General features: G+C 65.3%; 10 protein-coding genes and 1 tRNA gene. 1 reads left to right on the top strand and 10 read right to left on the bottom strand.

The features are described 5' to 3' along the window. Positions 1-97: 97 nt before the first annotated feature. From ACQ651_RS09725 to ACQ651_RS09685, 9 genes are all read right to left on the bottom strand, one after another. Entirely contained in the window at positions 98-853 is a 756-nt protein-coding gene (locus ACQ651_RS09725) for a DUF1028 domain-containing protein (protein WP_430449150.1), read from the bottom strand. Positions 854-878: 25 nt separating this feature from the next. Next, the gene (locus tag ACQ651_RS09720) at positions 879-2,672 is read right to left on the bottom strand and encodes a gamma-glutamyltransferase family protein (protein WP_430449149.1); all 1,794 of its coding nucleotides are present in this window, start codon (positions 2,670-2,672) and stop codon (positions 879-881) included. 30 nt (positions 2,673-2,702) lie between these two features. Then, the gene (locus tag ACQ651_RS09715) at positions 2,703-3,584 is read right to left on the bottom strand and encodes an ABC transporter permease (RefSeq protein WP_227284710.1); all 882 of its coding nucleotides are present in this window, start codon (positions 3,582-3,584) and stop codon (positions 2,703-2,705) included. Beyond that, positions 3,581-4,525 carry an ABC transporter permease gene (locus tag ACQ651_RS09710; RefSeq protein WP_430449148.1) on the bottom strand — a complete coding sequence of 315 codons (945 nt, stop codon included), beginning with the start codon at positions 4,523-4,525 and terminating at the stop codon, positions 3,581-3,583. Before ACQ651_RS09710 ends, ACQ651_RS09715 begins: the two co-directional genes overlap by 4 nt. A gap of 80 nt (positions 4,526-4,605) precedes the next feature. After that, on the bottom strand, positions 4,606-6,117 hold the full coding sequence (locus ACQ651_RS09705) for an ABC transporter substrate-binding protein (protein ID WP_375551929.1): 1,512 nt from the start codon (positions 6,115-6,117) through the stop codon (positions 4,606-4,608). Positions 6,118-6,155: 38 nt separating this feature from the next. Then, positions 6,156-7,247 (bottom strand): ABC transporter ATP-binding protein, encoded by a 1,092-nt coding sequence (locus ACQ651_RS09700; RefSeq protein ID WP_227284706.1) that lies wholly within the window; start codon positions 7,245-7,247, stop codon positions 6,156-6,158. Further along, the gene (locus tag ACQ651_RS09695) at positions 7,244-8,260 is read right to left on the bottom strand and encodes an ABC transporter ATP-binding protein (RefSeq protein WP_227284705.1); all 1,017 of its coding nucleotides are present in this window, start codon (positions 8,258-8,260) and stop codon (positions 7,244-7,246) included. The genes ACQ651_RS09700 and ACQ651_RS09695 overlap by 4 nt, the downstream gene beginning before the upstream one ends. After that, positions 8,260-8,964 carry a FadR/GntR family transcriptional regulator gene (locus tag ACQ651_RS09690; protein WP_121897033.1) on the bottom strand — a complete coding sequence of 235 codons (705 nt, stop codon included), beginning with the start codon at positions 8,962-8,964 and terminating at the stop codon, positions 8,260-8,262. Before ACQ651_RS09690 ends, ACQ651_RS09695 begins: the two co-directional genes overlap by 1 nt. A gap of 313 nt (positions 8,965-9,277) precedes the next feature. Beyond that, positions 9,278-9,352: transfer RNA gene (locus tag ACQ651_RS09685), tRNA-Gly, on the bottom strand. A 311-nt stretch (positions 9,353-9,663) separates the two neighbouring features. Between ACQ651_RS09685 and ACQ651_RS09680 the strand changes: the two genes are divergently transcribed. Continuing rightward, positions 9,664-9,900: a hypothetical protein gene (locus tag ACQ651_RS09680; RefSeq protein ID WP_430449147.1), complete on the top strand. Its 237-nt coding sequence runs from the start codon at positions 9,664-9,666 to the stop codon at positions 9,898-9,900. A 57-nt stretch (positions 9,901-9,957) separates the two neighbouring features. Here the strand turns inward: ACQ651_RS09680 and ACQ651_RS09675 are convergent, their stop codons facing one another. Further along, positions 9,958-13,398 (bottom strand): pyruvate carboxylase, encoded by a 3,441-nt coding sequence (locus tag ACQ651_RS09675; protein WP_430449146.1) that lies wholly within the window; start codon positions 13,396-13,398, stop codon positions 9,958-9,960. Between the last annotated feature and the right edge of the window lies 1 nt (position 13,399).

Raw genomic sequence — 13,399 nt, 5'->3', positions numbered from 1 at the left:
GGTCATCTCCGGTTCTTGCCAGTGCAGGGGTGCAGGTTCGGCTGTTTGGCCCCGGCCTGCAACCATGGCGCGCTACGCCGGGTGCCGGCCACGTCCTTCAGGTATCCAGTTCGGTCGCGAAGGAGCGGCTGGCCCGGCCCTCGGCCTTGCGCGCCTCGTCCGCGGCCGTGATCGCGGCGTCGATCCCGCGGCGATCCGTCGTGCCGGAGAAATTGGCGCGGGTCGGCATCGCATCGGCCACGTAGACGAACCGTTCATGGGCCACATCGTAAAGCCGCCGCAGTTCGGCCAGCGGATCGGGGTGGTCGTCCGCCCGCAGGGACAGCCACGGGTAATCCTCGGACCGATGGATGACCAGTGCCGCCGACTGGGTGCCGCGCTTGTCCCCACCGGCGGCGGCACCGGCCTCCATCGCGGCCATAAGCCGTTCCGCCAGAGGCAGATGCCGGTGGGCGTCATAGGCCGCGAGCGTTTCGCTGATCACCGAGGGTCCGGCCAGCATGTTGCCGGCCACCGAAACCTCCCGGCCTGCGGTATGGCCGCACCAGTCCACGCAGTCCGCACCCGTATGGGCGGCGACATGCCCCTGCGCGTCGATCATGTGGATCTGGCGGCTTGCCTGGCCTGCGTCACGGGCCACCAGATCGGCCACCACATCCTCCGACTTCTCGCCCGCGGCCAGCCGGTCCGCGGCTTCGATCCCCCAGATCGGGCTGACGAAGGCCTGGGTGGCGACGGCGCATTCGCCGCCGCGCAGATGCGGGACAAGCGCGCCGGTGGCGAAGAAGCGGCTGGCCACGGCCACGCCGTACTGGCCGGTTTCCGCATCGCGGGCGACAATGGAGTAGGTCATGGGCGTCTTCTTTCTGCGTGTCTGTCTATCGGCCGGCGGCATAGGCCTGCATCAGGCGCGGCGTGGCTGCGGCCTTCAGCAGCCCGTCCCTGCTGCGCGAGGCGGCGGTCAGGCGGCCGACAGTCCAGGGTTCGGCCAGTTCGATGTCGTGGCCCTTCCGGCCAAGGGCGTCGATCACGGCCTTGCCGAAGGCAGGCTCCAGCATCAGATGGCCGGGCCGCGTGGCGCGGGGGTAGAAGGACGACTGGAAATGCCCGGTATGGAACAGGGGGGCGTCGATGCCTTCCTGAAGGTTCAGCCCGCCATGGACCAGGCGCAGGAAATAGATCAGCTGCCACTGATCCTGCTGGTCGCCGCCGGGCGTGCCGAAGGCGAGGTCGAGCGATCCGTCCGTCCGGGCCGCCATCGAGGGGGAAAGCGTCGTGCGCGGGCGACGGCCCGGTGCAAGCGATGTAGGCAGGCCCTCGTCCAGCCAGAACATCTGGGCCCGGCTGTTGAGCGGCATGCCTAGCCCCGGCACCACGGGCGAGGATTGCAGCCAGCCACCCGATGGCGTGGCCGAAACCATGTTGCCCCATTGGTCGATGACGTCGATATGCACGGTATCCCCGCGCCGCTCGGTCAGGTGGGCCATGGTCGGCTCCCCGGCGCCGACGCCGGGCCCTTGGGCCAGATCCATGCCCGCGCGCGCAACCGCCGCATCGGCCCAGGCCTCGAACCCCGCGATCCTGCCCGGGCGCTGCTCAAGGGAGGCCGTGGCCCCGATCTGGGCGCGGCGGGTGGCGGCGTAGTCTGCCGACAGGAGCGTTTCGATGGGCAGATCGGTGTGCAGCGGGTCGCCGTAATAGGCTTCGCGGTCGGCAAAGCTGAGTTTCATCGCCTCGGTCACCGCATGGACGAAGTCGGCCCCGTTCAGATCCATCCCCGCGATATCCATACCCGAGAGTGTCCGCAGCGATTGCAGAAGCGTCGGGCCCTGGGTCCATGCGCCCGGTTTCCAGACTGTCCAGCCATGATACTCGATGCCAAGCGGGTCTTCGTAGCTGGCCGACCATCCGGCCATGTCCTGGCCGTTCAGCACACCTTTGCGCCGCCCGCCCGCTGCATCCATCACGCAGGCCTCGGACAGGTAATCGTCGATGGCCTCGGCGATGAAGCCTTCGTAGAAGGCACGCCGCGCGGCCTCGATCTGGGCCTCGCGGCCGTCCACCGCTTCGGCTTCGGTCAGGAGCCGGTCCCAGGTATCCGCCAGATCGGGATTGGCGAACAGCGCCCCCGGCTCCGGCGCGGCCCCGCCGGGCAGCCATGTGGCATGGGAGCTTGGCCATTCCTCTTCAAAGAACGCCGCCAGCCCCGCGATGGTATGGGCGACGCGCGGCAGAACCGGGTGGCCCGCGCGCGCATAGTGGATGGCGGGTTCCAGCACCGCACGAAGCGGCAGGCGCCCGTGGTCGCGCAGCATCAGCATCCATGCGCCGAATGCGCCGGGCACGACGGTGGCCAGCAGACCGGAGCCGGGGATGAGCGTCAGCCCCTCGCTCTTGTAATGCGCGATGGTGGCGCCTGAGGGCGCGGTGCCCTGACCGCAGATCACCTTCGGTTGCTCCGCCCCGGCCAGACGGATCATCAGCGGCATATCCCCGAGCGGTCCGTTCAGATGCGGCTCCACCACATTGAGCACGAAGCCCATTGCGGCGGCGGCATCGAAGGCATTCCCGCCCTCTTCAAGCAGTTTCATGCCCACGGCCGACGCGATCCAGTGGGTCGAGGTCGCCACGCCAAAGGTGCCGGTGATTTCGGGTCGGGTCGTGAAAGTCATCTTGAGCGTCCGATTGTTATTGTCGTTGGTCTAATGATCGCGCGGGTCTAGCGCATCCCGCAGCCCGTCGCCAAAGAGATTGAAGCCCAGAACGACCAGAAAGATACCTGCGCCGGGGTAAAGCGCCATCCACGGCGCCTGTTCTAGGAAGTTCTTCGCCACATTCAGCATCGAGCCCCAGGAGGGCGCGGGAGGCTGCTGCCCCAGACCGAGAAACGACAGCGATGCCTCGGCGATGATCGCGGTGGCGATGGTCAGCGTGGCCTGCACGAGGATCGGCGGGAAGATGTTGGGCACGACATAGCGGGACACCAGCGCGAAGGGCTTCAATCCGACGGCCCGCGCGCTTTCCACATAGTCTTCGGTCATCACCATCATGGTCTGGCCCCGTGCCAGACGTATGAAGATCGGCATTGCGGAGAGGCCGATGGCGATCATCGCGTTTGTCAGGGAGGGGCCCAGAAATGCCGCCAGGGCGATGGCCAGGATCAGAAACGGCGCGGCCAGAAGCGCCTCGGTCACGCGGCTGATGACCGCATCCGTCCAGCCGCCGAAATAGCCCGCCATCACCCCGAGAGGCACGCCAAGACAGACCGCGATCGCGACGGAGATGACACCGGCGAGCAGCGAAGCCCGCGCGCCCCAGACCATGCGGGACAGCACGTCGCGGCCGATCTCGTCGGTGCCGAACGGATGGGCGGCGGAGGGCGCCTGACGGACGGCCATCCAGTCCGTCGCAACCGGATCGACGATGGGCAGGATCGGGGCCAGCAGGGCCACGACGACGAAGAATAGCACGATCGCCCCGCCCAGAAGCGCCGCCGGGCTGGCCCGCATCTTGCGCAGGAAACGGCTCTGCTTTCTTGGCAGCGTTGCGGTTGCGGTTTCTGCGGGTTCGGTGGCGGCGGTCATTTGTCCCTCATGCGCGGGTTCAGGACGCGGTAGGCCACGTCGGCGAGAATGTTCATGAAGATGAAGGCGACACCGGTGCACAGCACGATCCCCTGCACGACCGCATAATCGCGGTTGAACACGGCATCGACGACCAGCTTGCCAAAGCCGGGAATGGTGAAAATCTGCTCCGTCAGGACGGCGCCTGCCAGAAGTTCCCCGAAGATCAGCGTGGTGACCGTGACGATGGGCACCAGCGCGTTCCGGAGCGCGTGTTTCACCAGCACCACGCGCTCGGCCAGACCCTTGGCGCGCGCGGTGCGGATATAGTCCGACTGCAGCACGCTCAGCATTGCCGATCTTGTGTGGCGCATCAGGGTGGCAGCGAGCGCGGTGCCCAGCACGAAGGCCGGCATGAGCATGGTTCGTATGGATTGCAGCGGGTCTTCGCTGAACGGCTGGTAGCCCGAGGCGGGCAGCCATCCAAGCTTCACCGAGACCAGAAGGATCATCATGATCCCCAGCCAGAAATTGGGCACCGACAGGCCGGACAGAGCCACCACATTGGCGACCCAGTCGATCCATGTGCCCTTCTTGTAAGCTGACAGAACGCCGGCGGGCACACCGATCACCAGTGCGAAGACCAGCGCCATGACTGCAAGTTGCAGGGTGACGGGAAGCTTTTCACCGATCAGTTCCAGAACCGGCTGGTTCGTTCTCAACGAGATCCCGAGATCGCCTTGCATCGCACTGCCGACCCAGGCCAGATACTGGATCGGGATCGGGTCGTTCAGACGGTATTTTTCGCGCAGGAATTCCAGCACTTCGGGGTCGCGCTCCTCCCCGGCCAGCACCAGGATCGGGTCGCCGGGCAGCAGGTGCTGCAGCGTGAAGACGAATATCGAGATCAGGATGATCGTCGGGATCGCGATGAGGATGCGGCGTCCGATGAAGGCCAGCATGGGGCTCTCCTGCGTGAACAAGCGGCGAGGGGTGGGATGCGCGGGTCAGACCCCGCGCATCCCTGTTTTCGATCAGCCCGTCATTCGGACAGGGTGACGCCTTCAAGCCGGATCATCCCGTCGGGATAGGGAGTGAACCCTTCGACCGAGTTGCTCAACGCCCAGATCCATGTCGGGTGGTAGAGATAGACGATCGGCAGATCCTGGATCAGGATATCCCGCGCGGCGTTGTAGCTTGCCTGGCGGACGGCCATGTCGGTCGATGTGCGCGCCTCGTTGAGGAGCCGGTCCACCTCCGGGTTGGAGTAGCCCGAGTCGTTGATGCCGCCATCGGTGGTCATGAACTGATGGATGTTGCCATCCGGATCGACCCGGCCGGACCAGCCGATCTGGCTGGCGGTATAGTCGCCGGCCGACTGATCGGCGAGCAGCGTGGCAAACTCCTTGGCCTGCAGCTCCAGATTGATGCCGGCCTCGGACGCCATGGACTGAACGACCTGCATCATCTGCAATTGCACCGGGTTGTTTGTGACCTGGATGGTGATGTCGATGCCATCGGCAAATCCGGCTTCCGCCAGAAGTGCACGGGCGGCCTCCACATCGCGCTCGGGCACGGGATAGGCATCATTGTACCAGGGCGAGGTCGGCGGGAACGGTTGGTTGCCCGGCGCGAACGCACCTTCGAACACGACCTGGTTGATGACATTGCGATCAATCGCAAGCGACAGCGCCTGACGGATCCGGGCATCCTGCCCAAGCGGGTTATCCGCGCCGGCCCCATTGTTCACATTGATCGTAATGCCCTGATATCCAAGCGAAACCGCCTGTTCCAGTTGCAGGTCTTCATCGTTGTTGACAGATGCCACATCGGTTGCCGCGAGGCGTTCCAGCATGTCCAGATCGCCCGCTCGCAGGTTTGCGAGGCGCACGGTTGTATCCGGGATCGGCAGGAAGGTGACGCTGTCGACATTGATCGCATCGGCGTTCCAGTAATCGGCGAACCGGTTCAGAACGATGCGGTCCTGCTGGATCCGCTCGCCAAAGCTGAACGGGCCCGAGCAGACCGGGTTCAGCCCCAGATCGGTGCCCGCCGCCTCGAACGCGGTCGGCGACAGCATCATGCCGGCGCGGTCGGCGAACTGCGCCAGAAGCGTGGCGTCAGGCGCGCCAAGGGTGAAGCGGATGGTCATGTCATCCACCACCTCGACGCCGGTGATCGAGCTCAACTCGGATTTCCGGCGGCTTTCCGGCAGGTTCTGGCTGCGGTCGATATTCGCGGCCACCGCCTCGGCATTGAAGGGCGTGCCGTCATGGAACACGGCGCCTTCGCGCAGTGTCATGGTCAGTTGCAGCCCGTCATCGGACCATTCCCAGCCCGTCGCCAGTTGCGGGATGATCTCCAGATCCGGCGTGATGTCGACCAGCTTGTCGCACAGCGAGGCATAGACGATCCGGCCCACGAATGTGCGGGACTGGTCAGGGTCGAGCACATCGGGATCTTCCTGAAGGCCGATCCGCAGATCCTGTGCATGAAGCGCCGTTGCCGCAAGCCCGAAGGCGAGTGCAAAAGCCGTGAGTTTCGGTGTTACCATTTCTTGGTCCTCCGTCTGGTGGGATTGGGTGCGCCCGGTTACGGGTCGTTATTCTTGTCGGTCGGCGCGGCGGCGCTGCCTGCCATCGCGCGGGCGTAAAGCGCAAAGCGTTCCGTTGCCGCCGGGCTGCGCGCTGCCTCGGCATTGGTGAGCCCTTCAAGCGTGAGCGTCTCGGCGTGATGACACGCGACCTGCCGCCCGCCGGGCAGGGTCCGCAATTCGGGCCGCGCGCTGCGGCACAGCTCGGTCGCATAGAGACAGCGCGGGTGGAACCGGCACCCCGATGGCGGGGAGATCGGATTTGGGGGATCGCCCTCCACCGGCGTGTGGGCGCGCCGCGCGCCATAGCTGGCGACCGGGATCGCGGCCAGAAGCGTTTCGGAATAGGGATGGCGCGGAGATGTATAAAGCGCGTCCGCGGGGGCGCATTCCACGATCTCACCCAGATACATCACCGCGACCCTGTCGGCCATGTGCCGGATCACGGCAAGGTCATGGGCGATCACCACAAGTGTCAGGCCGAACTCGTCCTTCAGGTCTTCCAGCAGGTTCACCACCTGGGCCTGGATCGAAACGTCCAGCGCGCTGACCGGTTCGTCCCCGATCAGCACGGTGGGCCCCGTGGCCAGCGCCCGGGCAATCCCGATCCGCTGGCGCTGCCCGCCGGAGAATTCATGCGGATAGCGATCCGCATGGGCGGGCCGCAGGCCGACCCGCGTCAACAGTTCGGCCACCCGTTCGCGCCGCACGCGGGCGGGCCCGGTGCCATGGACGCGCAACGGCTCCTCGATCAGCGCGCCGACGGTCATTTGCGGGTTCAGCGAGGAGAAGGGATCCTGAAAGATGAATTGCAGATCGCGCCGCAACGCGCGCATCCGCTCCTTGTCGATATGGGCCAGATCCTCCCCATCATACCAGACCTCGCCGGATGTCGGCTCGATCAGGCGAAGCAGCAGCCGCGCCAAGGTGGACTTGCCGCATCCGCTTTCGCCCACGATGGCGAAGGTTTCGCCCTGCTCGATATCGAGCGACACACCGTCGACCGCCCGAACCACTGTCGGCGTGCCGAAAATCGGCCTTGCGGTGACGAAATCCTTGCGCAGGTCGCGGGCGGCAAGAATGGCGGTCATGTCCCGGTCTCCCTCAGATCGCGCGCGGCGAGGTTTTCAAGCGGCGCATGGATGCAGGCGACCTCGTGCCCCTCGCCGCAGGGGCGCAGCACCGGCACGGTCTCGCATGCCTCCGTGCGAAACGGACAGCGGGTCGCGAAACGGCACCCTTTGGGCATCGTGCCGGGTTGCGGCACCACGCCCGGCACTGTCACCAGCCGGTCCTGCCGCCGCCCGAGCGAGGGCATCGAACTCATCAGGCCGATCGTGTAGGGGTGTTGGGGGTCGGTGAAGATGCGTTCCACGCTGCCGGCCTCCACGATGTGCCCGCCATACATCACCGCCACCTTGTCGGCCATTTCCGCCACCACACCCAGATCGTGAGTGATCATGATCATCGCGGCGCCGGTTTCGGATTGCAGATCGCGCATCAGATCGAGGATCTGGGCCTGGATCGTGACATCGAGTGCCGTGGTCGGCTCGTCGGCGATGAGAAGTTCGGGGTCGTTCGCAAGCGCCATGGCGATCATCGCGCGCTGCCGCATGCCGCCCGAAAGCTGATGCGGGTATTCGTCCAGCCGTTTTTCCGGCGCGGGGATGCGCACCCGGCGCAGCATCTCCAACGCGCGGTCCCTTGCCGCGGCGCGGGAGACGCCCTTGTGCCGCCGCACGGATTCGGCGATCTGCTCCCCGATCCGCAGCCCGGGATTGAGCGAGGTCATCGGTTCCTGAAAGATCATCGCCATGCGGCCGCCGCGGATCTCGCGGAAGTCCGCGGGTTGCATCGACAGAAGATCCTCTCCGTCAAGCCGGGCTGTGCCGCCCGAAATCGACAGCGGCGGGGATTGCAGCAGCCCCATCAGCGCCAGCGCCGTCAGGCTTTTCCCGCAGCCGCTTTCGCCCACGACACAGAGCGTCTGTCCGGGAACCAGCGTGAAGGACACGTTGTCGACGATGTTCTGATCCATCTTGCCCAACCGCACCGACAGGCCGTCGACATCGAGGATCGGCAAGGCATCGGCGGGTGACGGCATCACTCCGGACCCCTTTCGCGGGAGAGTTCCAGATTCTCCTTCAGCGCGGTCAGATGCGCGCGCATCGCGGCGCGGGCGCCCTCTTCGTCGCGGGCGTTGATCGCGGTGATGATCTGGTGGTGATGCGCGTCGTACTCCGCCATCAGGTCCTTGGACCGAGCGGTGTCGCGTTCCTGCCGCCAGCGTGGATCTGCCCGCACCTCGTTGATCAGCGCGAAGGCGGTATGCAGGATCGGGTTGCCCGCGATGCGCGCAATCAGCCGGTGCAGGGATCCATCCCAGAGCTCGGCCGCATCGGCATCCGCCGAGCGCCCGGTGCGATCCGCCAGATCATGCATCCGCGCCACATCCTCGGAGGTCGCGCGCCGCGCGCAGAGCGCTGCAAGTTCGGGTTCGATGGCAAGACGCGCCTCCATCACGCTCATCGGGTCGGTGTCCGGTGCGATGGCGGCGACCAGCCGCCCGTTCGGGTCGGGCGGTTCGCCGGCGAAGGTGCCCTTGCCCTGTCGCCGCCAGATCAGCCCCTCGGCCTCAAGCGCATCAAGCGCCCGGCGCACCGCGCGGCGGCTGACATCGAAGCGGGCGCAAAGGTCGCGTTCCGTGGGAAGCTTCCCGTCCTCGGCGATCTCGCCTTTTCGGATCATCTCCCGGATTTCGGCGCGCGCAAGCGATGCATTGTCAATTCTGTGCGCGGTGTCGGGCATTCAGGTGACCTGCATGTGAACCAAAGGGAAATTGGCGTCGAACCAATGTCAGAATGGTTCAGTCCGTAAACATGGTCAAGCGATTCCTGTAACGGCTCTGATCCGGCGTTCCGAATGTCGGGGCTGGGCCCGTGGCGGGCAGGTGGTGACGGAGGTTCCGGATACCCCGATACTAGGGCCGTGAAACGGGCGATCCACATCATGCGGGGCAGGGGCGGGCGCGATTTCACAACTGCATGCGAAACCGGCACCCAAACAGCAAAAAGGCGCCCCGAAGGACGCCTTTTGAGCATTCGATGCAGTCTTGTCGAATTGGAGCGGGCGATGAGATTCGAACTCACGACCCTAACCTTGGCAAGGTTATGCTCTACCCCTGAGCTACGCCCGCTCTCTGTGAGAGGCGTGTTATAAACTTCGCAAAGGCGGTGCAAGACCAAAATTGCGTGAACCGCTTGCCGTCGGTCCAAACGGGCACCGTGGGCGCCGGGTATCCTTGGGGATGGCGGGGCCGCCCTGAACCGGCGCAAAGGAGCGTCCTGCGGCCTTTCGGCGCCGTTCCGCTCATCGCGCCGGGCCCATGGTGAAAAACGGATCGGCCCCCTCTTTTCCCCGTGCGGGCCCAACCCATATGCGCCGCATGAGGCATGGTGCCTCTGACTTCGGGCCAGATACGGCCCCCGTTCCAAGGAGCGAAAGCAAATGAAAACCGTTGTTTCCACCGTTGCCCTGATCGCAGCCCTGACCGCCGCGCCGGCGTTCGCCGAAACGATGGTCAGCGATACAGACGGAGATGGCCTCTACAGCCTCGAAGAGGTGCAGGCCGCGATGGAAGACGTCACCGAAGAGATGTTCGCCGCCGCCGATACGGATGGCGACGGCTTCCTGTCGGAAGATGAACTGGCCGCCGCGGAAGAGGCCGGCACCTTCGACGCCTAACCGCACGCAAGGCCGGCCGCTGCATCCGGTGATGCGGCGGCCGGTTCCGGTCGGAGGTCAGGCCTCGAATTCCACAAGCAGATCCTTAGCGTCGATCTGTCCGCCCGGCGAGACATGCACCGCCTTGATCACCGCATCGCGATCGGCATGGATGCCGGTTTCCATCTTCATCGCCTCGATGGTCAGAAGCAGATCGCCCTCTTTCACCTTTTTGCCCGCAGTCGCCGCGACGGAGGCCACGACGCCCGGCATCGGCGCGCCGATATGGCAGGGGTTGCCCATCTCCGCCTTGGGGCGCTTGGCCGTGGTGGCCGCCGCACGGCGGTTGGGAACACGGACGGTGCGGGGCTGGCCGTTCAGCTCGAAGAAAACCTTGGCCTCGCCTTCCTCGTTCGTTTCACCGACCGCCTGCATGCGGATCACCAGCGTCACGCCCGGGTCTATCTCTGCCTCGATCTCCTCGCCGGGTTCCATTCCGTAAAAGAAGGTGCGGGTGGGGATCGTGCGGACCGGCCCGTATTCCGCGTGGCGCGTCATGTAGTCGGTGAAGACCTTGGGATACATCAGATATCCGTTCAGATCCTCGTCATCGATCTCGACGCCCAGTTGCGTGGCAAGCTTCTGCCGCTCCGCCTCCAGATCGACGGGTTTGAGGTGCCGGCCCGGGCGTTCCAGCGCCGGCTTTTCATCCTTCAGCACCTTTTTCACGATGCCCGGCGGGAACCCTCCGGGCGGCTGGCCCAGATTGCCGCGCATCATGTCGATCACGCTGTCGGGAAAGGCCACGTCCTTGGCGGGGTCCTCCACGTCGGCGCGGGTCAGGCCCTGGCTCACCATCATAAGGGCCATGTCGCCCACCACCTTGGAGGAGGGCGTGACCTTCACGATATCGCCGAACATCCGGTTCACATCCGCATACATCTGCGCCACTTCGTGCCAGCGCTCCTCCAGCCCGAGGCTGCGCGCCTGCGCCTTGAGATTGGTGAACTGGCCGCCGGGCATTTCATGAAGATAGACCTCGGAAGCCGGCGCCTGCATGCCGCTTTCGAAGGCGGCGTAATGGCCCCGCACGCTTTCCCAGTAATCGCTGATCTCGCGGACCGACCCGATGTCGAGCCCGGTATCGCGATCGGTATGTTTCAGCGCCTCCACGACGGTGCCAAGCGTCGCCTGCGAGGTGTTTCCCGACAGCGCATCCATCGCGCAATCCACCGCGTCCACCCCCGCTTCGGAGGCGGCAAGGATCGTGGCGCAGGCGATGCCTGCCGTGTCATGGGTGTGGAAATGGATCGGCAGGCCCACCTCGTCCTTCAGGGCCCGGATGAGGATCGAGGCGGAGGCGGGTTTCAGCAAGCCCGCCATGTCCTTCAGGCCCAGAACATGGGCGCCCGCGGCCTTCAGATCCTTGCCCATCGACACATAGTACTTCAGGTCGTATTTCGCGCGATCGGGGTTCAGGATGTCGCCGGTGTAGCAGATCGTGCCTTCGCACACCTTCTCTGCCGCGATCACCGCATCCATCGCCACGCGCATATTCTCGACCCAGTTCAGGCTGTCGAAGACGCGGAAGACGTCCACGCCCGACTTGGCGGCCTGCGCGACGAAGCTTTCCACCACGTTGTCGGGATAATTCGTATAACCCACGCCGTTGGACGCGCGCAGCAGCATCTGCGTCATAATGTTGGGCATGTTGCGGCGGATATCGCGAAGCCGCTGCCACGGGCATTCCTGCAGGAAGCGGTAGGCCACATCGAAGGTCGCTCCGCCCCAGCATTCGACACTGAAGAGCCCGGGCAGATTGGCCGCATAGGCGGGCGCCGCACGGATCATGTCGATGGAGCGCATCCGGGTCGCCAACAGGGACTGGTGGCCGTCCCGCATGGTGGTGTCGGTGACCAGCAGATGCGTCTGCGCGGCCATCCAGTCGGCCACGGCCTGCGGGCCCCTTTCATCGAGAAGGTTGCGGGTGCCGGGCACGATCTCGGCCCTTTGCGGGGGCGCCTTGGGTTGCTTGATGTCGGAGCGGGGCAGGGGGCGGCCTTCGGTCTCGGGGTGCCCGTTCACGGTGATATCGGCGATATAGGTCAGGATCTTGGTCGCCCTGTCCCGACGCGGCTTGAAGTCGAACAGTTCCGGCGTCTCGTCGATGAACTTGGTGTGGTATTGATAATTCAGAAAGGTCGGGTGCTTCAGCAGGTTCTCGACAAAGGCGATATTGGTGCTGACGCCGCGGATGCGGAACTCCCTGAGCGCGCGGTCCATCCGGGCGATGGCGGCCTCGGGCGTGGGGGCCCATGCAGTCACCTTTTCCAGAAGCGAGTCGTAATAGCGGGTGATGACCGCACCTGAATAGGCGGTGCCGCCGTCAAGCCGGATGCCCATGCCGGTCGCCCCGCGATAGGCGGTGATGCGCCCGTAATCGGGGATGAAGTTGTTGGTCGGATCCTCGGTCGTGATCCGGCACTGGATCGCGTGGCCGTCCAGCTTCACATCGTATTGGGAGGCGGTGCCGGTCGCCTCCACGAGGCTTTTGCCCTCGGCGATCAGGATCTGGGCGCGGACGATATCGATGCCGGTGACCTCCTCGGTCACCGTGTGCTCCACCTGCACCCGCGGGTTGACCTCGATGAAGTAGAATTTGCCGGTCTCCATATCCATCAGGAATTCGACCGTGCCCGCGCACTCGTAATTCACATGTTCGCAGATGCGCTTGCCAAGCGCGCAGATCTCCTCGCGCTGAGTCTCGCTCAGATAGGGGGCGGGCGCGCGCTCCACGACCTTCTGGTTGCGCCGCTGGACCGAGCAATCGCGCTCGTAAAGGTGATAGATCGCGCCGTGGCTGTCGCCCAGGATCTGCACCTCCACATGGCGCGCGCGCAGGATCATCTTCTCCAGATAGCCCTCACCGTTGCCGAACGCCGCCTCGGCCTCGCGCCGGCCCTCGCGCACCTTTTCCTCCAGCTCCTCCGGCCCGGCGATGGGGCGCATGCCGCGCCCGCCGCCGCCCCATGACGCCTTCAGCATCAGCGGATAGCCGATCTCTTCGGCCTCCCTGGCGATGGTTTTCATGTCATCGCCCAGAACCTCCGTCGCCGGGATCACGGGCACACCGGCCTCGATGGCCACGCGGCGCGCGCTGGCCTTGTCGCCAAGCGCCCGCATCGTTTCGGCCTTCGGGCCGATAAAGGCGATACCGGCATCGGTGCAGGCATCCACGAAATCGGGGTTTTCCGACAGGAGCCCATAACCGGGATGGATCGCATCCGCGCCCGCCATGCGCGCCACGCGAATGATCTCCTCGATGCTCAGATAGGCCGCGACCGGGCCCAGACCCTCGCCGATCTTGTAGGCCTCGTCGGCCTTGAACCGGTGCAGGCTCAGCTTGTCCTCCTCGGCATAGACCGCGACCGTGCGTTTGCCCAACTCATTGGCCGCGCGCATCACGCGGATGGCGATCTCGCCGCGATTTGCGATGAGGATTTTGCTGAATTCGGTCATC

Source organism: Rhodophyticola sp., from assembly GCF_965284195.1.
Taxonomy (GTDB): Bacteria; Pseudomonadota; Alphaproteobacteria; order Rhodobacterales; family Rhodobacteraceae; genus Rhodophyticola.
The sequence above is the reverse complement of the archived record's forward strand: the minus strand, read 5'-3'. Positions and strand labels throughout refer to the sequence as shown.